A 17,836-nucleotide genomic window follows, 5' to 3' on the forward strand; every position below is an offset into this window, starting at 1 on the left:
GATCTCTCCTCAGAGCCGGTCGAGGACCTCACGCGCGCAGCGCTCGCCCGCCTGGACCGCGCCGTTCATCCAGCCCGTCCACCGGTCGGCGCTCTCCGTCCCGGCCCAGTGCAGGCCGTCCACGGGCGCGTGCGGTGACGGTCCCGCGGCGGTGAGCGCGCCGGGCCGCAGCCCGCCCTGACAGCCGAAGACGTACGGCTGCCGCCGCCAGTCGGTCTCCAGGTACGCCACCGGCCGGGCCGCCTCGGGACCCAGGCAGGCGGCCAGGGCTTCCAGGGTGGCGGCGCGCCGTACCTGATGGTCGTTGGTGAAGGCCGGAGGGTTGCCGCGGAAATACCGCTCGGAGAAGGTGAAGGCGGTGAGCGCGAGCACCCCGGGCGAGCCGTCCGGCGGGGAGGCGTCCAGGAAGCCGGGCACCGCGCCGAGATCGGTGAACCCGGAGCCCGACAGCCCCATGTCCCGCCAGAACGGCTCGTCGTAGACCACGTTGGTCTTGATGAGCGGCCCCCGCACCCAGCCGTTGGCCAGCGCCGCCCGCGCGCGCGGCAGTCCGGGACGGAAGGCGACGGGCGCGGTCGCGGCCGGCCCGATCGCCATGATCACCCGGCGGGCCCGTACGCGCAGGCCGGGCGTGCTGACCACGACGCAGCTGTCGTCCCGCTCGACCTCGCGGACCGGCTCGCCGAGACACACCCGCCCGCCCAGGTACGCCGCCAGCGCGCCGGGCAGCGCCTGCGACCCGGCGGCGAACCTCAGGACGGCGTCCTGGTCGCGCAGCATCGGCCGGATCCCGCCGCAGGTGGCCGTGGCGTGCAGGGCGTAGGCGAAGGAGATCTCACCCGGCGGCGCGGCGAACCACGCGGAGACCGAGCAGTCGAACAACTGCCTGGCCAGCGGGTCGTGGATCTGCTCGTCCCGCCAGGCGGCGAGGTCGAGGGCATCGAGGCGCGGGTCGCCGGGCTCGGTGCGTTCCATGGCCCTGAGCGCGGCGGCGTACTCGCGGACCGGGTCGTGGGGCAGGCCGGGCAGGCCGTCGGTGTACTGGAGGCGGCGGCCGCCCAGGTGGGCGACGCCGATGCCGTCCTTGAAGGAGGGGAAGAGCTCGACGCCCAGCTCGGCCGCGAGGGTGCGGATCTCGTGCTGGCTCGCGCACACGTACATGGCGCCGGCCTCGGTGGGCTTGCCGCCGGGGAGGGGGATGTTCCACACACGGCCGCCGACGCGCTCGCCCGCCTCCAGGACGACCGTGTCCACGCCGCCGGAAGCCAGCCGGTAGGCGGCGGTGAGGCCGGACAGGCCGCCGCCGACCACGACGGCGTCAGCGGTCTTCTCGATCATCCAGGACTCCTCAATATGAACGATCGTACATGAGTAGTTGAGGGTTATTTGGCCAGGTATTGTCTGTCTGAATGGCAGCATGCTATACAAACGTTCATACATTTGCCACCGTTCAGGGAGAGCGATGACAGCGAAGCTCCCACCCCGCGAACAGTGCGTGCTTCCGCTGCTTCTGCGGGAGCGGGCACGCCAGGAGCCCGACCGGCCCTTCGTCTCCTTCGCCGACGGCACCGCGTGGACGTACGGCGACGCCTGGCACGAGACGCTCTCCGCCGCGAGCGGGCTGCGCTCACTGGGCGTGCACGCGGGTGACCACGTGCTCGTGTGGCTGCCCAACGGGCCGGAGATCCTGCGCGTGTGGTTCGGCGCCAACCAGCTCGGCGCCGTGTTCGTCCCCGTCAACACCGCCTACCGCGGCGACATCCTGGCCCACGTGCTCACGCTCGTGCGGCCGAAGGTCGTCGTCGTGCACGCGGACCTGGCCGACCGGCTGCCCGGCCTCGACCTGGCCGGGGTGGAGCACGTCGTCGTGGCCGGCGGGCCGGGCGCGCCGCTGCCGGGGGTCGGCGCGCACGGCGCCGCCGTACTGCATCCCACGGAGTTCGCGGTTGAGGAGTGCCCGGCCCAGCCCTGGGACCCGTACGCGGTGATCTTCACCTCGGGCACCACCGGCCCGTCCAAGGGCGTGATCTCCTCCTACGTCCACCTGTGGGCCACCGTCACCGCCGTCGAGGAGCACCTGTCGGGCGAGGACCGCTGTCTCACCAGCCTGCCGATCTTCCACGGCGGTGGGCTGCAGGACATCGCGGGCGCGCTGATCGTGGGGGCGTCTGTCGTGCTGGTCGAGTCCTTCGACACCAGCACGTTCTGGGACGTCATCGAGCGCACCGGCGCCACCTGCTGCACGCTCCTCGGCGTCATGGCGACCTTCCTGCTCAAGCAGCCGCCCAGGCCGGGCGAGCGCGACACCACGCTCCGGCTGGTCTACCTGGTCCCGCTCACGGACAACGCGGGGGAGTTCGCCCGCCGCTTCGGCTGCGACATCCTCACGGTGTTCAACATGACCGAGGTGAGCGTGCCGCTCGTCTCCGAGCTCAACCCGGCCACGCCGGGCAGCTGCGGCCGGCCGCGGCCGGGCGTCCAGGTACGCGTGGTCGACGCCCACGACCAGGAGGTCCCGCGGGGGGAGACCGGCGAGCTCGTCATCCGCACCGACCTGCCCTGGGCGATGACCAGCGGTTACCTCGGCGCCCCCGAGGCGACGGCGGCGGCCTGGCGCAACGGCTGGTTCCACACCGGCGACGCCTTCCGCACGGACGAGCACGGCGACTACTTCTTCGTCGACCGGATCAAGGACGCGATCAGGCGGCGCGGGGAGAACATCTCCTCCAGCGAGGTCGAGGCGGAGATCCTGCGCCATCCGGCGGTCCGGGAGGCCGCGGCCGTCGCGGTGCCGAGCGGCGACGGCGAGGACGACGTGCTCGCGGCCGTGGCGCCCGTGGACGGCGCGTGTCTCGACCCGCGCGACCTTCTGGAGTTTCTCCTGGAACGGCTCCCGCACTTCATGGTGCCCAGGTACGTGCGCGTGCTGGGCGAACTGCCCAAGACCCCCACCAGCAAGATCGAGAAGCGGCGCCTGCGCCGCGAGGGCGTCACGCCCGACACCTGGGACCGCGAGGCCGCCGGGCTCAAAGTCCGCCGCACCCGCCTCAAGCAAGTATGAACGATTATTCATGGAGACGCTTATGGAAACCCCACTGCGCGACCGGGTCGCGCTGATCACCGGCGGCGCCGGCGGGATCGGCGCCGCCACCGCGCGCAAGCTCGCCGGACAGGGAGCCGCGGTCGTCGTCGCCGACCGGGACGCCGCTGCCGCGGACCGCGTGGCCGCCGGCCTGCGCGGCGAAGGCCTCGACGTGCGCGCAGCCGCGATGGACCAGACCGACCCCGAGCAGGTCGAGCGGGTATTCACCGAGACGGCGCAGGCTCACGGCAGGCTCGACGTCTGCTTCGCCAACGCCGGATGGGGCCGCGTCGACGCCTTCCTCGACCTGCCGCTCGACACCTGGAACCGGCACGTCGCCGTCAACCTGACCGGCACCTTCCTGGTGTGCCAGACCGCCGCCCGGCACATGGTCGACGGCGGCCGCGGCGGATCGATCATCGTCAACTCCTCCAACGGCGCGGTCGCTCCCGCCGCCCTGTTCTCCGCCTACTGCGCCACCAAGGCCGCGCTCAACATGCTGGTCCAGGTCATGGCCGGTGAGCTCGGCGCCCACGGCGTGCGGGTCAACGCGGTGATGCCGGGGGTCACCGCCACCGCGATGACCAAGGACCTGCTGGACCAGGGCATGGACCGGCTCATCGAGGCGCAGACGCCGCTCGGCCGGGTCGGCCGACCGGAGGACGTGGCCGCCGCGGTGGCGTTCCTCGCCGGGGACGACAGCTCTTACGTCACCGGGACCGCGCAACTCGTGGACGGCGGCGCCACCCACAACGTGCCGCGCTGGTTCAGCACCGACTACCGGCGCCGCGGGCGGACCGAATGGCGGCTGCGCCACCTGGAGACACCGATCACGGAAGGAGGCGGGGCATGACTCTGGCCGGCCGTACCGCATTGATCACGGGAGCGGCGCGCGGCATCGGCGCCGCCATCGCCACCCGGATGGCGGCGGAGGGCGCGCAGGTGGCGCTGTGCGACCTCGACGCCGAGGGCGCGCGGGCGACGCTCGCGCGGATCGAGCGCGACGGCGGGAAGGGGATCGTCCAGGAGGCCGACGTCTCCGACGCGGGCGCGGCCAGGGCCGTGGTCGCGCAGGCGGCCGAACGCCTCGGCGGCCTCGACATCCTGGTCAACAACGCCGCCACCGGCGCCCGCGCCAAGATCCGTGACTACACGCTGGAGGACTGGGACCGGGTGCTCGCGGTCAACCTGCGCGCCCCGTTCGTCCTCAGCCAGGCGGCGCTCGACCACCTCGCGCGCTCGGGCACGGGCGCGATCGTCAACATCTGCTCCGTGGCCGTGATCGGCTTCTTCGGGCAGATCGCCTACGACGCCTCCAAGGGCGGCCTGCTCTCGCTGACCAGGGCGCTCGCCGTCGAGCTGGGCCGCAGCGGCATCCGCGCCAACGCCGTCTGCCCCGGCTTCGTCGACACCGCGATGGCCGACCACGGCAACCTCAGGGAGCTGGCCGCCAAACAGACGGCGACCCAGCCCATCGCCAGGATGGGGCAGCCGGAGGAGATCGCGAACGCGGTCTGCTGGCTGGCCTCCGACGAGGCCCGTTACGTGACGGGCCAGGCCCTCTTCGTCGACGGCGGGTGGGTACGCGCCTAGCGCGCCAGCACCATCCGGCAGGCCAGGTCGGCGTGGAGCCCGGCCAGCTCCTCGTCCTTGACCGCCGGGAACGGGCCGAAGAACTCGGTCGCCCGCAGGACCAGGTTGACGATCGCCGTGGCGGTGAGCTTCGTGGCGTCACCGCGCACGGCGGGCAGTTCGAAGACCCCCGAACGCACGCCGTGCTCCAGCGTGCGCTCCAGCCGGGTCCGCAGGCCGCGGCGGCGCTCGACGATGACCGCCCGCTGGGCCTCGGGCAGATGGACGTACTCGAACGTGGCGATCATGGCCGAGGCGCGGTGGCGGGCGTGGAAGAGGGCCGAGGCGTACGCCAGCGCCCTCAGCTGGCTCTCCGGGTCGGCGGCCGCGGCCGCGACGGCGTCGTTGAGCATCCGCTCACCCTCGTCCGTCGCCCGGCTGACCAGCGTGAACAGGACCTCTTCCTTGGAGGGGAAGTGGTTGTAGAGCGCGGCGGGCGTCAGGCCGCTGGCCGCCGTGATGTCCCTGACGCTCGTGCCCTTGAAGCCCTGGGTGAAGAACAGCTGCTCCGCGGCGGCCAGGATGCGCTCCGCCGGCGGAATTTTGGCGGGCGTCGCGACGGTGGCGCGCGAACGAGGCGGCACGGACTCTCCTCGGATTCCTGGGTGACCTCTCCATCGTAGTGCATAAACGTTCATACAGGAGGCCTTCGCATGCCGACGCTACTCGTTCTGCTGGCCGGGGTGCTGATCTACACGACGCTGGGCTCGGCCATCGTGCCCGGCCTCGTCCGCTTCCAGGCCGATCTCGGCGCCTCGCCGTCCGCCGCCGCGTGGCTGTTCACCGGCTTCCTCCTCGCCGCCTCCATCGCGACCCCGGTCGCCGGGCGTCTGGGCGACATGTACGGCAAGCGGCGCGTGGTCACCTGGACCTTCGCCGTCATGGCCATCGGCGCCCTGGTGTCGGGCCTGGCCCCCGGCCTGCCGTTGATGATCACCGGTCAGCTCCTGCTGGGTGTGGGAGCCGGGATCTACCCGCTGGCGTACGGGCTGGCCCGCGAGGTTCTGCCGGCACACTCCGTCGGCGTCGCGATCGGCACGATCGGCGGTGTGGCCACCGCGGGCGGGCTCATCGGCTACCTGGTCGGCGGCGCCCTGGCCGACGCCTTCTCGCACCGCTGGCTGCTCGGCGCCGGGGCGGCGATGCTCGTCGCCACGGTGGCCGCGCGGCTGGTCATCCCCGGCTCCGACCTCCGCCTCGGCGGCGCGCTCGACGTCGTCGGGGTCCTGCTGTTCGCCGCCTCGGTCGTGGCACTGCTGCTGTCGGTCACCTACGCGGCCGACGACGGCTGGCTGTCCTGGCGCGTCACGCCGCTGCTCGTGCTCGCCGTGGCCGGGGCCGCCGGATGGATCCGCTACGAGTCCCGTCACCCGCGGCCGTTCGTCGACATGGCGCTGCTGCGCCGCCGGGTGGTGCTGGCGCCGTCGCTCATCGCCCTGGCGGTCGGCTTCTCCAGCGTGGTGGTCTTCGTCGTGGTTCCCCAGCTGGTGACGCTGCCCGTCGAGACGGGGTACGGCTTCGGCGGCACGACCGCCCAGGCCGGGCTCTACCTGTTGCCCACCGCCCTGGCCTTCCTCGTCGCCGGCCCGGCCGCCGGGGCGCTGGAGCGGGTCCTGCCGCCCCGGGCCGTGATCATCGCCGGCGCTCTCGTCATGGCGCTGTCCGTCGCCGCGCTGGCCCTGTGGCACCGCGAGCCGTGGCAGCTCATGGCCGCCAGCGCCGTCATGGGAGTCGGGTACGGCCTCGCGTTCACCGCCATGACCAGCCTGGTCGTCCGGGCGGTCGCCCCTGGCGAGACCGGGGTGTCCACCGGCATCAGCACTCTGGCCAGGACGCTGGGGGAGACGCTGGGCAGCCAGACCGGGCTGTCGATCCTGGCCGCCCGCCTCGACCCGGCGACCGGCGTGCCCGCCGAGGCGGGGTTCGGCCTGGCCTTCGTGCTCGGGGCCGGGGCGGCTGCCCTTGCTCTGGCCGGGGCGTTCGCCGTGCCCAAAGCGGGAAGACCCGCTGAGATGCTCAGCGGGTCTTCAGGGGATGCGGGCTAGCTGAATTCGGCGGTGAACAGGTCGTCGAAGGGGGCCAGGCCGCTCCAGTCGCCGTTGATCTGGGTGGTGAGCAGGTGGCTGCCGTCGCGGGTGCCCATGGCGAAGGTCCAGGAGCCGTAGGTGGCGCCGCCGTTCCCCCAGATCGTGACGCCGCCCGGGAGGTCCTGGGAGAAGACGCCGAGCCCGTAGCGGGTGTTGGGGATCCACTGGGGGCCGCCCTGTGTGGCCACGGTGGTGAACATCTCGCGCTGCTGCGCGGCGGGCAGCAGCTTGCCGGCCAGCAGCGGGCCGAAGAAGCGCTGCAGGTCGCCCGTGGTGGAGACGATGCCGCCGGCGGCCCAGGCGAAGGACTGGTTCATCTCGGTGGCGTCGTGGATCTCGGGGTCGGCGTCCATGGAGAACAACGTGGAGTGGTGGACGGGGTGCTCGCCGCGGATCTTCGTGTCCCGGCCGGGCAGGTAGGTGGAGGACATGCCCAGCGGGCGGAGGACGCGGCGCTCGAGCTCGTCGCGGTAGCTCCGGCCGGTGATCTTCTCGATGATCAGGGCGGCGAGGTAGTAGTTGGTGTTGGAATAGCCGAACCCGGCGCCAGGGGTGAAGTAGGGCGGGTTGGACAGGCCGATCTTCACCAGCTGCATGGGCGTGTAGTTGTCGAAGCGGTGCTCGTACCAGGCGGCGCCCACGGCCGTCTTCATCAGCTCGGCGTCGTTGCCGTAGTTGAAGATGCCGCTGGTGTGGTTGAGCAGCTGCCGGATGGTGATCTTTCGCCCGTCGTAGCCGTTGCCCCGCACCAGGCCGGGCAGCCACCTGTCCACGCTGTCGTCCAGGCTCAGCCGGCCCTCGGCGGCCAGTTGCAGCACCATCACCGAGGTGAACGTCTTGGTCGTGCTCCCGATCCGGAACCTCTCGCCCGAGCGGCGCTTCTCACCCGTCTTGAGGTCGGCCACGCCCGCCGAGCCGAACCAGCGTCCGCGCCGGTCGCGGACCTCGGCGACGATGCCGGGCGCACCGCCCTCGACGGCCTTCTCGAGCGAGCGCCGCGCGCCGGCGTGGTCGTGGGCGGCCGCCGCCGCGGGGGCGGTGAGCGCGGTCGCGGTGATCATCACAGCGGAGACAAGCAGTCCGGCCTTGAAGAAGGTCATGTCAGTTTCCTTTCGAGTGTTTCTCTGGTGATCTGTCTTGTTTCAGCGGGCGAGGTGGTGCGGTGCGGGCATCTCAGCCGGTACGGCTGCCGCCCGCCTTCCGGCCACGACCGACCCGGCGGCGGCCAGCGCCGCGACCAGCAGCACCGCGGCCAGGGCGAGGAGGGTGGAGGCGTCAGGGTGGATCAGGGACTGGCCGCGTAGCGCCTGCCAGGTCACCACCGCGACCAGCCCCGTGTAGCCGAGGGCGGCGCTGCCGACGAGCCGGGCGCGGACCTTCTCGGGGCGCAGCCAGGCGCGCTTGGCGGCCAGCGCGGACAACACCGCGGCGAGCAGGAGGAGCACCTGGATGCCGTGCAGGGCGAAGAAGTGGGGCACCCGGAAGTCGCCGCCGGTCACGCTCCAGCCGGTGAGGAACATGCCGTTGCCGTCGGGGTCGCCGATGCCGTGGCCCTGGTGCATGGGCACCTGCCTGCCGTTGGCGTCGGTGACCGTACGGGGGGTGACCTGGGCGACCAGCCAGTAGATGGGCAGGATCATGCCGAAGGTGGCCAGTCCGAGCCCGGTGCGGATGGCCCGGTCCAGGGCGGCGCCGCCGGTGCGCTGGATCAGCACGACGACCCCGAGTATCAGCTGCGCGATCAGAATGATCATGACGCCGTAGGTGAGGATCGGCACCAGCGCCGCGGTGACCGGATCGGTCAGGTCGGCGTTGAAGTGGCTGAAGGTGCCGCGTGCCGCCTGGACCGTGATGGCGCCGACCTCCACGATCGAGGTCACCGCGAACACGTTGCCCACCCACCGGCCGAGCCGCCTGCCCCTGGTCAGCTTGGTGGAGAGCCAGGCCAGCGTGAGGGCGTACAGGCAGAAGGCGAAGCCGAACTTGAGCGGCTTGATCCACACCGACTCGTTCAGCAGGGTCCGGTCGTCCACCACCAGCCCGACGCCGGCGGCCAGCGTCAGACCCAGCATGAGCGCCGCGCACACCATCAACGGACGGTGCCAGGTGCGCACGGGGGCGAGGAGGGAAGTCATCGGGGGCTCCGTTCACTGTCGTTCACTGTTTCGCGAACAACTGAAAGCTATCTTGCGTTTGATACTTCGTCAACGCGGAAATCGCCTGAAGGTTCGATATAGCAGGTAGATAGCCTGAAGTCTTGCAATGAAGGTGGAGCTAAATGCAAGAGTGTGTGTGGATGATTTGCAATGGAGTGAAGGCGAACGCAAGAATGGGTTCCGACGGACACGACATGGAAGGCGGGGACCGATGCCCGGAGGCAGGCTGACCCAGGAGGACCGGCAGAAGATCGCCGACGGCTTGGCGAAGGGGCTCACCTACACGGAGATCGCGGGCGCGCTGGACCGCCCCATCTCCACCGTCACCAGGGAGGTCGGCCGCAACGGCGGCCCGTCCGGCTACCGGGCGGCCCAGGCCCAGCGGGCCACCCAGGGCCGGGCCCGCCGCGGCAAGCCCACCCCGCCCCCTCCCGCGCGCGTGGACGACAGGCTCGCCCCCGGCCGCGATCCCCAGGCTGTGCACGACCTGGAGGAGAAGTTCACCGGCATCATGGTCGCCACGGGTCTGCCCCGGATGACCGCCAGGGTCCTGACCTGCCTGTACGTGACCGACAGCGGCAGCCTGACCGCCGCTGAGCTGGTCCAGCGCCTCCAGGTGAGCCCGGCGTCCATCTCCAAGGCCGTCGGCGAACTGGAGCAGCAGGAGCTCATCCGCCGCGAACGCGACCCCCGCCGGCGGCGCGACCGCTACGTCATCGACGCCGACGCGTGGTTCCGCGGCTGGACGGCCAGCGCCCGCCAGAACATGCTGCTGGCCGACTTCGCCCGCGAGGGCTCCCAGGTCCTGGGCGACACCACCCCGGCCGGCACCCGCCTCCAGGACATCGGCCAGTTCTTCGGCCACGTGGGCCAGGCCATGATCGAAGCCGCCGAACAATGGCGCCACGACTACGCCACCCGCCAACCCCCCAAGCCCTAACCGCCCACCAGAGGGCGATCTCAGCGGGTTCGTCGCTTGGGAGGAAGCACCGTCAGGTCAACGGCACGGAGTGGGGCGCCCGGCAGGGTTACGCGGCGAGCCCGGCTCCACACGGCCATGAGGCGGGGCTCCGCCGTGGGCCGGGGCTCGCGGGGTCTGGCGGCCGCACGGGCTGACGGCTCGGCGGGGGTGTGCCGTGGGGCGGAGCCCACGCGGCTGGGTTGGGCGGTCTTGGGGGTGTGGTTCTCGGGGTTTGAATGGCGGGTCACGGCAATAGGGGGAATCCCGAGACACGGCGACGACGCGTAGTGGAATGGGCGCGACCGGGTCGATAGCTTGGCCGGTCTGAAAAGCGGCCCGCGGTGCCCTCCCGAGCCCGGTGTAAAGGCTCATGTACGGGGGCAGAGCACCGCCGTCACCCGCTGCCGTCGATATGTGGGCATTTCTGGATATGTGTGGCGCATCGCCGGGAACTGAAGATGTTTTTGATCTGGATATGCTTTCGGCCGGTTCTCCACGTGTTCCGCGCTGGCAGGATTCGTCAGGGCGATCCGCCGTACTGGCGGCGCTGATCGCGCCTCTGTGAGGCCAGCTGATATCGGAGCTCACTTTCTCTGCTGATCCGCAGTAGTGCCTCCTTGGTCTGCCTCCGCAAGAGCGCGCGAAAGTAGAGAACCTGCGTCGAGGACGGAAGGGTAATAAGTGTGGATTCCGTATGGGGTGGATTGCGGCGTGTCGCGGTGGTCAACGTCATGGCGGCGATGCTAATCAGCACGCTGGGCTCCCCGGGGGCACTTGCCGTAGATCAGGAAAGACCCTCGACTGGCCACGGGACGGGGCTTGCCGGCGCGATGGCGTCGAAGGGCAAGCGCAACACCTGGACCATGGCCAACACGGTCGAGAGCGCCCGCGGCGTCGCGCCGTCGGGCATCATCATGACGGTCGAGAAGAAGATGGCGTACGGCACGCGCGTCGCCAAGGCCGAGACGCTGCGGGCCGACCCCGGCGCCCCGGCCGACGAGTACCTGGACCCGGTCAACGCCAAGGCCGCCGCCGGGATCAGCGACCTCTACGAGGGGTTCGCGGTCCGGCCGAACGGCTGGAGTGACGTCGCCACCCTGACGTTCAGGTTCTCCAGCCCGGTGCGCAACCCGCGCCTGCACGTCGCGGGCACCGGCGGCGCCACGGTGGACTCCTCCGGCAACCGGGAGGAGTACTGGACCGGGCTGCGCCTGTCGGGCGGCACCCCGTCCCGGCCGACGTTCAGCAAGATCGCGGGGTTCCCCGGCTTCGAGGTGGACCAGCAGGCCATCGTGCCCGACGTCGGCGGCCGCCAGCGCGAGACCACCTGCGGCGTCGTCTACATGTGCGGCACCGCGCAGGTCAACGGCATGGTCTCGTCGTTCACCGTCGACGTGCGCGCGCGCAACGTGCGCCGGACGCTGCCGGCCGGCGACCCGTTCATGTGGGGCGTCTTCCGCGTCACCTTCGAGCAGGACGACTCCGACGCCCCCGCCTCGTACGGCGCCGCGTCCCACTCGATCTCCGACCAGTCGATCGGCAACTCGGCCACGTCCGACCGGCCGGGCACGGTGAGCTTCACCCCGCGCCGGCTCGACGACGACCAGGACGACGCGGCTTCCGCGCTGCCCTCGTCCGGGCGGCTGGAGGCCTGGCAGGACCGCCGCCTCCAGCTCACGGTGCCCGTGCGGACCGCGTCGTCGGGCGTGCTGGCCGGATGGGTGGACTTCGACCGCGACGGCCGGTTCCAGCCCGCCGAGCGGGCCACGGCCGTGCTTCCGGCCAACTCCGCGCGCGGGGTGCTGACCTGGGCGCTGCCGCACGACGCCAAGCCGGGCCCGACGTGGCTGCGCCTGCGCCTGGCCGAGGCCGCCGCCGAGGTGAGCGTGCCCACCGGCTGGGCGGCCACCGGCGAGGTGGAGGACCACCGCATCGACCTCCTGACCCCCGGACAGGTACGCCTCTCGCACTCCGCCCCCAACCGCATCGGCAAGGGAGAGCGCCTGACGTTCACCACGCGCGTCCACAACAGCGGCCAGACGGCGCTGCCGTACCACCTGTCGATGCGCCTGGACGACGTGCTCGACGACGCGCGGGTGCGGGCGATCAACCCTCGCCCCGCAGCCCGTACGCGCTCCGCCCTCACCTGGCAGGGCACGCTCGAACCCGGAGCCACACGCGAGATCCGCGTGCGCGTCCAGGTCAAGCGCGGCGACCTCGGCAACGGCAAGGTGGCCACGCGCTGGCCGGGCACGTGCGAGGGCGAGAGGTGCGGCGCCTCGGTGGCCGTGCGCGACTGACAAACTCCCCGAAAAACCCCCAGACCATCACGTGAAACGCAGGCGCGGTGCGGGCCCCCAGGGCCGGCGCCGCGCCTGCCGATCGTAGAAATGAGACGCATGTGATCTGGGCCAGATTCTCCGCAGCCTGCCTCGCCCTGTGCCTGGGGCTGCTCGCCGCGCCGCCCGTGCGCGGCGCCGTCGACCCCGCCGCGCCGCCCGTGCGCGGCGCCGCCGACCGCGACGTGTTCATCGTGGCGCTACGGCTCCCGCCGGACGGCGACGAGGCGGGCGTCGAGAGCCAGGCCGCCGCCCTGGCGAAGCAGTACGGCGGCGAGGTTCACCACATCTACGCCTCCGCCCTTCGGGGGTTCTCCGTGTCCATGAGCGCCCAGCAGGCGGCTGAGCTGGCCGCCGACCGGCGCGTGGCCACGATCGAGCACAACCAGGTGTTCACCTCCCAGGCGGCCCCGTGGGGCCTCGACCGGGTCAACCAGCGGGCCCTGCCCCTGGACGGGATCGGCGTGCGCGGGGGCAGCGCCGCCGGGGTCACGGCGTACGTCATCGACAGCGGCCTGCGGCTCACGCACGCGGAGTTCGGCGGCCGGGCCCGCTACGGCTACGACGCCGTCGACTCCGACCTCGTCGCCCAGGACTGCTACGGCCACGGCACACACGTGGCGGGCATCCTCGGCGGCGCCACCTACGGCGTGGCCAAGGACGTCAGCCTGGTCGGCGTGCGCGTGCTCGACTGCGCCGGGTATGGCACCACCGCCGAGATCGTGGCCGGGATCGACTGGGTGACCGCCAACGCCCAGCGCCCCGCCGTGGTGAACATCAGCCTGCAGAGCGGCCGGAGCTCGGCCATCGACCGCGCCGTGCGCAGCTCGATCGCGACCGGCATCCCGTACGTGGTGTCGGCGGGCAACCAGAACGCCGACGCCTGCGAGGCCTCGCCGTCGGGCGCCAGGGAGGCCATCACGGTCGGGGCCACCACCCGCGCTGACGAGCGGGCCACGTTCTCCAACGGCGGCCGGTGCGTGGACCTGTCCGCTCCGGGGGTCGCCGTCGAGTCGGCGTGGTTCACCGACGACACCTCGGCGCGTTCGGCGAGCGGCACCTCGATGGCCGCACCGCACGTCTCGGGAGCCGTCGCGTTGTTGCTGGCCACAAGCCCGCGGGCGACTCCTGCCGACATCGCGTCGGTGCTCCTGGAGACGTCGACGAGAAACGTCGTATCGGGACTCCGGCGTGATACGCCCAACAGGCTGCTTTACGTCGGGGATACCGAACCCAAGCGCTGACTCTGGGGTGCGATATGGCCCGATTTGGACATATATCGGGCGGGGGTGAACGGCCTTTCTTGAGGCTCTGAGAAAAGGCCGAATGGCTGATTGTATTCCGTCAGCTGTGCCAAGGAATCCATGGCGGTCTTTGACTTTAATACGGCAAGGATCGGTGGAATTAGTATGCGTGGCGCGGCAAGGTAGTCATGCATGGCGCAGCTGCCAACTCAACAGGCGGCGCCACCAATTCCATTCGCACACTGGAGGAAGTAAACATGCTTCGTCGCATTGTCATCGGTGCGCTCGCCGCAGGCGCTTTCCTGGCTGCCTCGTCCACCGCAGCTTCTGCGGCCACGTGGGAGAAGGGCAACGACGACAACGTCGGCAACGCCCACAGCCCGGCGTCGATCGTCGTTCCGGTGCTCAACCACGCCCTCAACAACAACGAGGTTGACGTCCTGACGATCGCGCACCTGGAGCGCATCAACCTGCAGCTCCTGACCAACAACACCAGCCTGACCGACATCGAGGGTAACGACGGCTGAGCCGGACGCTAGACAGTCCGTGTGAAGCGCCGGCGCGCTGGCAGTGATGACAGCGCGCCGGCATTCGCGCGGACCTCGAGTGACGGCAGGTCAGGAGGCCGCACGCGAACCGACTGGTGAGCGGTAGACGGGCACTCTCCCTCACCTACAGTCGACGCTGCCCCTGGTGCGGCTCCCAACTCCCGAGGAGCCGGATCAGGGGCATTTCTTTTTGCCCGTGAAGATCATCCGGGCTTGTGCCGCGCGGGCCTGACAAGCCCGACGAAATTGCGCCGGTCGATCGCCTCTATGCGCACGACGGCGCCGGTGAATGGCGCGACCACCATCTGGTTCGCTTTGATGGCGACGCCCACGTGGTCAGGACCTGGGCGCTTGGAATCGGTCTCGAAGAAGGCCAGGTCGCCGACCTGAATTCGGGTCCTGGGAATCTTGGTTCCCGAGCGCCACTGTTCATAGGTGCTTGAACCGATTCCCACACCGGCCTGAGACCACGCGTACTCGGTCAGTCCGGCGCAGTCGAAGCCTTTGACGCGCTTTCCCCTGCCGGTCCCGTATGTGGCTCCTGAGGGCCCGCCGCCGCCCCATGAATAGGGGGTGCCGAGCGTGCTGAGCGCGGTGTTGGCGGCCATTCGGCCGCGGGCGACTCCCACCGACCGCTCACAGGCCGAGGTGTACCAGGACGCGCACCACTGGAAGAGCTCGGGGACGGGGTCGAGCGGAAACGGGGGGACCGCGCCCACGAACAGAGCTCCGCCGATGATGAACTCGAGCTTCATGGCACCTGTCCCCGTGAACGTAGTTGACCGGGAAGGTGCCCGCGGGCGCGGTCGATCAGCCCCAAAGGCTGATCATTTCCGGCAAAACTACCCGTATTAGCGGGTGGGACCCAGGACCGCGACGTGCGGGTCGCCGTGGAGCATCTCGCTGCCCGGTCCCGTGCGCGAGGCCGGGGCCGTGACGGAGAAGTCGCTCGCGCTGACCACGGAGACCGAGTGCTGGCCGGAGCGCCTCGGCTCGACCGTCACCGGGGTGCCCAGGGTTCGCGCCCGGACCGGAGTGTCCGCGGGCGAGGTGACGACGATGGTCGGGGTGGTGGTGGCGGCAGCCGTACCGGGAGAACCCAGCCAGGCGAGCGCGCACAGACCCGCGGCGAACGCGAACGCGGCGCGGCGGTTGGTCATCGGCATGACGGCTCCACGGTGACGGGGGAGGAGGAACGGCGGCCGGACACCCGCGCGACCAGCGCGGGGGCGACCGTGGACGCGGCGAAACGGGAGCCGTGCACGAAGCGCATGACCGGGCCGAACGTGGGCGCGGCCGCGAGCCCCACCACGAACAGACCGGGCACGGAGGACTCGAACGTCTTGCTCAGCACGGGCGCGTGGCCCACGTGCGCGACGGAGTCACGCAGCCCCGGCTCCAGGACGCTGAAGCGGCGCACGTCGACGACGTACCCCGTCGCGGCGATGACGCGGTCGGCGTGCAGGTGGAAGAGTCCCCCCGCGCCGTCCTGCAGGCGCAGATCAACCCCTTCACCTGGTACGGCCCGCCGCAGCTGCGCGCCGAGGCTGGTCGGGACGCTGGTGAAGCGGTCCTTCAGCCACCAGGAGCCGGCCGGGCCCAGCGTGGTGCGCACGATGCGCCGCCGCACGCGTGCGGGCAGGTGGCGCACCAGCGCGGGCCGCTCCGACCACACCCAGGACCGCCAGCCGGCCCCCAGCCCGGAGCGCGGGGCGAGGCAGCGCGCCAGCATCGAGCGCTCCTCGACGGGCGTCTCGTTCCACTTCAGCGCCGCCGTGCGCGCGATCAGATGGGGGTACGCGCCGGCCTCCTGCAGCAGGCACGCGGTCTCGATGGCCGACTGCCCGGCGCCGATCACCGCCACCTTCTCGCCCGCGTAGCAGCTGAGATCGTTGAGCTGGCAGCTGTGGGCCAGCACCGACGACGGCAGCGAAGCCAGCGCCGCCGGGATGCGGGCGAACGGCAGGAAGCCCACGGCGAGCACCACGGCCCGCGCCCGCACCTGCCGGCCCGTCTCCAGGGTCACGGTGAACAGCTCGTCCTGCTTGGCGACGTCCACCACGTTGACCGGCGTGACGCGGTCCTGGACGGCCTGCTCGCAGAACCATTTCCCGTAGTCGACGAAACGCTCCACGGGAGTGGGCCGGGCATAGGCGTAGGGGAATCCGTGTGAACGGCAGTATGCCGCCAGCGTGAAATCCCCGGCCGGGTCTGCGAGGTGCGAGGCGAACGGCTCGGACTTCAGCAGCATGCCGGTGGGCATGTGCTTGTCCCAGGCGTTCATCGGCTGGCCGAAGACCTGGGTCTCAAGTCCGGCGCTGATGGCGTATGCGGCGACGGAAAGGCCGTAGGGCCCGGCTCCGATGACCGCGACGTCGACGGTTTCGGTGTTCATGGCATTCTTTCGATCGTTGGTGTGCATGCCCTCATGGCGCGTAGAAACGTTTGTTTCACCATTCCGGTGAAGGGCTTGACATCATCTCTCGCGTACCAGGCCAGCTCGTCGGCCCGGCGCAGGGACGACAGCCATCCCGGGCGGCGGCGGCCGTTTCCGCTGGGCTTTCTGGCCAGCTTCCGCAAGAGGTCGTAATTCTCCACCAGATACGTCCTGCCGTACTGGGGAGAACCGAAGTTTGAGACTTGCCCGGTCAGGTCCAGATAGGCGGCCCTGATGACGTCGATGCGGTTGGAGTCGCCGAAGAGGCGGAACTGCGCGCCGACGCGGGGATTGAAGTCGAGTAGGTAGTACTTGCCGTCCCTGATGTCGAAGCGGAAGTCCATGTCGAGGATTCCGGCGTAGCGCAGGGATTTGGCGAGGGTTCTGGCGGTGTGGTCGATCTCGGGGTTGGGCAGCCAGCGGCCGAGTGTCGTGATCCCGGCGGCCGGGGGGTAGGCGCGCTCCTTCCTGCCCGAGCCGGCGAAGTCGCAGGTGGAGTCCTCGCGGAAGTAGCCGTGGAAGAACCAGTCGGCGTCGCGGGTCGGCGGGATGTAGCGCTGCAGCAGCAGTTCGCTGTCCTGCTCCGGGGCCCGTGCGGCCAGGGCGCTGAGCTGGTCGTGCGACTGGAGCAGTGTAGTGCTGCGCAGGCCGCGGGCGCCGGCGGCCAGCCAGGGCCTGGCCCACTTGGCCATCATCGGGAAGCCGTAGGCGCGTTCGGCGAAGCGCAGGTCGTCCTGGGTCTCGGCCACGTGGGTGTCCGGGTGGGCGACGCCGAGATGGGCGCAGATGGTGGCGAGCGCGTGCTTGTCGGCGAGCTGGGCAGGGAGTTCGCCGGCCGGATTCGATATCCGGAATCTGGGGGACAGGTCCTGTGCGTGCTGCGCCGTATAGATGGCGGTGATGTCGTCCATTGGCAGCAGGACCGGATTTCCGCCGATGCGGTCGGCGGCCGAAAGCATTGTGCGCAGAAAGCTCTCGGCCGCGGTCGGCGCCGGGTCCCAGTGGCCGCAGCTGGAGAGGTATTTCGACTGGGCCGCTGGACCGTGCGGGCCTTCGAGAACGGCGTGCACCTCGACGCCCATGCGCCCGAGTGACCGAATGGCGGCGAGGGTGCCGTGATGGAATGGGTTGCGATCCATCCTGACGACCAGTGCCGGGGCCCTCGGGGCGACGGGCAGGCAGTTGCGGATATCGTTATTCCGCTTCTGTTGGGGAGCGTCGTTCACCGGTCTTTCCTATCATGGACACGGTGAATTGTTTTTCATGCGGGCGTTATTGTTTCTCCAATGTCAGGGACGAGATGGTGCGAAAAGCTCTTATGTGGCGAATCGGTCATCCTGTGCATTGCTT

The 17,836-nt window shown here is 70.6% G+C and carries 16 protein-coding genes; 8 read left to right on the forward strand and 8 right to left on the reverse strand.

Annotated features, from left to right (window positions below; genetic code table 11):
• Positions 1-9 precede the first annotated feature (9 nt).
• Complete coding sequence (locus tag HNR40_RS37330; RefSeq protein ID WP_184969957.1) at positions 10-1,338, reverse strand: flavin monoamine oxidase family protein; 1,329 nt, start codon at positions 1,336-1,338, stop codon at positions 10-12.
• Positions 1,339-1,462: 124 nt separating this feature from the next.
• Between HNR40_RS37330 and HNR40_RS37335 the strand changes: the two genes are divergently transcribed.
• Genes HNR40_RS37335 through HNR40_RS37345 form a run of 3 tightly spaced genes read left to right on the forward strand, consistent with a single transcriptional unit; the run spans position 1,463 to position 4,675 of the window.
• On the forward strand, positions 1,463-3,061 hold the full coding sequence (locus HNR40_RS37335) for an AMP-binding protein (protein ID WP_184969959.1): 1,599 nt from the start codon (positions 1,463-1,465) through the stop codon (positions 3,059-3,061).
• Between the two features lie 22 nt (positions 3,062-3,083).
• The gene (locus tag HNR40_RS37340) at positions 3,084-3,935 is read left to right on the forward strand and encodes an SDR family NAD(P)-dependent oxidoreductase (protein ID WP_184969961.1); all 852 of its coding nucleotides are present in this window, start codon (positions 3,084-3,086) and stop codon (positions 3,933-3,935) included.
• Positions 3,932-4,675, forward strand: coding sequence for an SDR family NAD(P)-dependent oxidoreductase (locus HNR40_RS37345; RefSeq protein ID WP_184969963.1), 744 nt, complete (start codon positions 3,932-3,934; stop codon positions 4,673-4,675). The genes HNR40_RS37340 and HNR40_RS37345 overlap by 4 nt, the downstream gene beginning before the upstream one ends.
• Here HNR40_RS37345 and HNR40_RS37350 read toward each other — a convergent pair.
• The gene (locus HNR40_RS37350) at positions 4,672-5,298 is read right to left on the reverse strand and encodes a TetR/AcrR family transcriptional regulator (RefSeq protein ID WP_221341311.1); all 627 of its coding nucleotides are present in this window, start codon (positions 5,296-5,298) and stop codon (positions 4,672-4,674) included. The two genes, HNR40_RS37345 and HNR40_RS37350, sit on opposite strands and share 4 nt — an antisense overlap.
• Before the next feature lie 69 nt (positions 5,299-5,367).
• Here HNR40_RS37350 and HNR40_RS37355 point away from each other — a divergent pair, with 69 nt between their 5' ends.
• A complete protein-coding gene (locus HNR40_RS37355; protein WP_184969966.1) occupies positions 5,368-6,759 on the forward strand; it encodes an MFS transporter in 1,392 nt (463 codons plus the stop codon).
• On the opposite strand, the gene HNR40_RS37360 is transcribed toward HNR40_RS37355, so the two are convergent.
• Entirely contained in the window at positions 6,756-7,901 is a 1,146-nt protein-coding gene (locus tag HNR40_RS37360; protein WP_184969968.1) for a serine hydrolase domain-containing protein, read from the reverse strand. The two genes, HNR40_RS37355 and HNR40_RS37360, sit on opposite strands and share 4 nt — an antisense overlap.
• Before the next feature lie 42 nt (positions 7,902-7,943).
• Positions 7,944-8,936: a hypothetical protein gene (locus HNR40_RS37365; protein ID WP_184969970.1), complete on the reverse strand. Its 993-nt coding sequence runs from the start codon at positions 8,934-8,936 to the stop codon at positions 7,944-7,946.
• Between the two features lie 232 nt (positions 8,937-9,168).
• Between HNR40_RS37365 and HNR40_RS37370 the strand changes: the two genes are divergently transcribed.
• The 4 genes from HNR40_RS37370 to HNR40_RS37385 all read left to right on the forward strand — a co-directional run bounded on the left by HNR40_RS37370 (position 9,169) and on the right by HNR40_RS37385 (position 14,028).
• Entirely contained in the window at positions 9,169-9,897 is a 729-nt protein-coding gene (locus HNR40_RS37370) for a GbsR/MarR family transcriptional regulator (RefSeq protein ID WP_184969972.1), read from the forward strand.
• A gap of 851 nt (positions 9,898-10,748) precedes the next feature.
• A complete protein-coding gene (locus tag HNR40_RS37375) occupies positions 10,749-12,218 on the forward strand; it encodes a GEVED domain-containing protein (RefSeq protein ID WP_184969974.1) in 1,470 nt (489 codons plus the stop codon).
• Between the two features lie 101 nt (positions 12,219-12,319).
• Complete coding sequence (locus HNR40_RS37380) at positions 12,320-13,501, forward strand: S8 family peptidase (protein WP_184969976.1); 1,182 nt, start codon at positions 12,320-12,322, stop codon at positions 13,499-13,501.
• Between the two features lie 257 nt (positions 13,502-13,758).
• Complete coding sequence (locus tag HNR40_RS37385; protein WP_184969978.1) at positions 13,759-14,028, forward strand: hypothetical protein; 270 nt, start codon at positions 13,759-13,761, stop codon at positions 14,026-14,028.
• A gap of 224 nt (positions 14,029-14,252) precedes the next feature.
• Here HNR40_RS37385 and HNR40_RS37390 read toward each other — a convergent pair whose 3' ends face one another.
• The 4 genes from HNR40_RS37390 to HNR40_RS37405 all read right to left on the reverse strand — a co-directional run bounded on the left by HNR40_RS37390 (position 14,253) and on the right by HNR40_RS37405 (position 17,625).
• Positions 14,253-14,804, reverse strand: coding sequence for a C40 family peptidase (locus HNR40_RS37390; RefSeq protein ID WP_184969980.1), 552 nt, complete (start codon positions 14,802-14,804; stop codon positions 14,253-14,255).
• A 96-nt stretch (positions 14,805-14,900) separates the two neighbouring features.
• Positions 14,901-15,215, reverse strand: coding sequence for a hypothetical protein (locus HNR40_RS37395; protein ID WP_184969982.1), 315 nt, complete (start codon positions 15,213-15,215; stop codon positions 14,901-14,903).
• On the reverse strand, positions 15,206-16,444 hold the full coding sequence (locus tag HNR40_RS37400; protein ID WP_184969984.1) for an NAD(P)-binding domain-containing protein: 1,239 nt from the start codon (positions 16,442-16,444) through the stop codon (positions 15,206-15,208). Before HNR40_RS37400 ends, HNR40_RS37395 begins: the two co-directional genes overlap by 10 nt.
• The gene (locus HNR40_RS37405; protein WP_184969986.1) at positions 16,441-17,625 is read right to left on the reverse strand and encodes a carboxylate--amine ligase; all 1,185 of its coding nucleotides are present in this window, start codon (positions 17,623-17,625) and stop codon (positions 16,441-16,443) included. The genes HNR40_RS37400 and HNR40_RS37405 overlap by 4 nt, the downstream gene beginning before the upstream one ends.
• Between the last annotated feature and the right edge of the window lie 211 nt (positions 17,626-17,836).

It is taken from the genome of Nonomuraea endophytica (assembly GCF_014203235.1).
Taxonomy (GTDB): domain Bacteria; phylum Actinomycetota; class Actinomycetes; order Streptosporangiales; family Streptosporangiaceae; genus Nonomuraea; species Nonomuraea endophytica.

Bases quoted from the DNA above. Each gene is read 5' to 3' on its own strand.
- HNR40_RS37360 (WP_184969968.1), bottom strand. From the start codon at position 7,901: ATGACCTTCTTCAAGGCCGGACTGCTTGTCTCCGCTGTGATGATCACC.
- HNR40_RS37395 (WP_184969982.1), bottom strand. From the start codon at position 15,215: ATGCCGATGACCAACCGCCGCGCCGCGTTCGCGTTCGCCGCGGGTCTG.
- HNR40_RS37370 (WP_184969972.1), top strand. From the start codon at position 9,169: ATGCCCGGAGGCAGGCTGACCCAGGAGGACCGGCAGAAGATCGCCGAC.
- HNR40_RS37330 (WP_184969957.1), bottom strand. From the start codon at position 1,338: ATGATCGAGAAGACCGCTGACGCCGTCGTGGTCGGCGGCGGCCTGTCC.
- HNR40_RS37335 (WP_184969959.1), top strand. From the start codon at position 1,463: ATGACAGCGAAGCTCCCACCCCGCGAACAGTGCGTGCTTCCGCTGCTT.
- HNR40_RS37385 (WP_184969978.1), top strand. From the start codon at position 13,759: ATGCTTCGTCGCATTGTCATCGGTGCGCTCGCCGCAGGCGCTTTCCTG.
- HNR40_RS37355 (WP_184969966.1), top strand. From the start codon at position 5,368: ATGCCGACGCTACTCGTTCTGCTGGCCGGGGTGCTGATCTACACGACG.
- HNR40_RS37365 (WP_184969970.1), bottom strand. From the start codon at position 8,936: ATGACTTCCCTCCTCGCCCCCGTGCGCACCTGGCACCGTCCGTTGATG.
- HNR40_RS37400 (WP_184969984.1), bottom strand. From the start codon at position 16,444: ATGAACACCGAAACCGTCGACGTCGCGGTCATCGGAGCCGGGCCCTAC.
- HNR40_RS37390 (WP_184969980.1), bottom strand. From the start codon at position 14,804: ATGAAGCTCGAGTTCATCATCGGCGGAGCTCTGTTCGTGGGCGCGGTC.
- HNR40_RS37340 (WP_184969961.1), top strand. From the start codon at position 3,084: ATGGAAACCCCACTGCGCGACCGGGTCGCGCTGATCACCGGCGGCGCC.
- HNR40_RS37345 (WP_184969963.1), top strand. From the start codon at position 3,932: ATGACTCTGGCCGGCCGTACCGCATTGATCACGGGAGCGGCGCGCGGC.
- HNR40_RS37405 (WP_184969986.1), bottom strand. From the start codon at position 17,625: ATGGATCGCAACCCATTCCATCACGGCACCCTCGCCGCCATTCGGTCA.
- HNR40_RS37375 (WP_184969974.1), top strand. From the start codon at position 10,749: ATGGCGTCGAAGGGCAAGCGCAACACCTGGACCATGGCCAACACGGTC.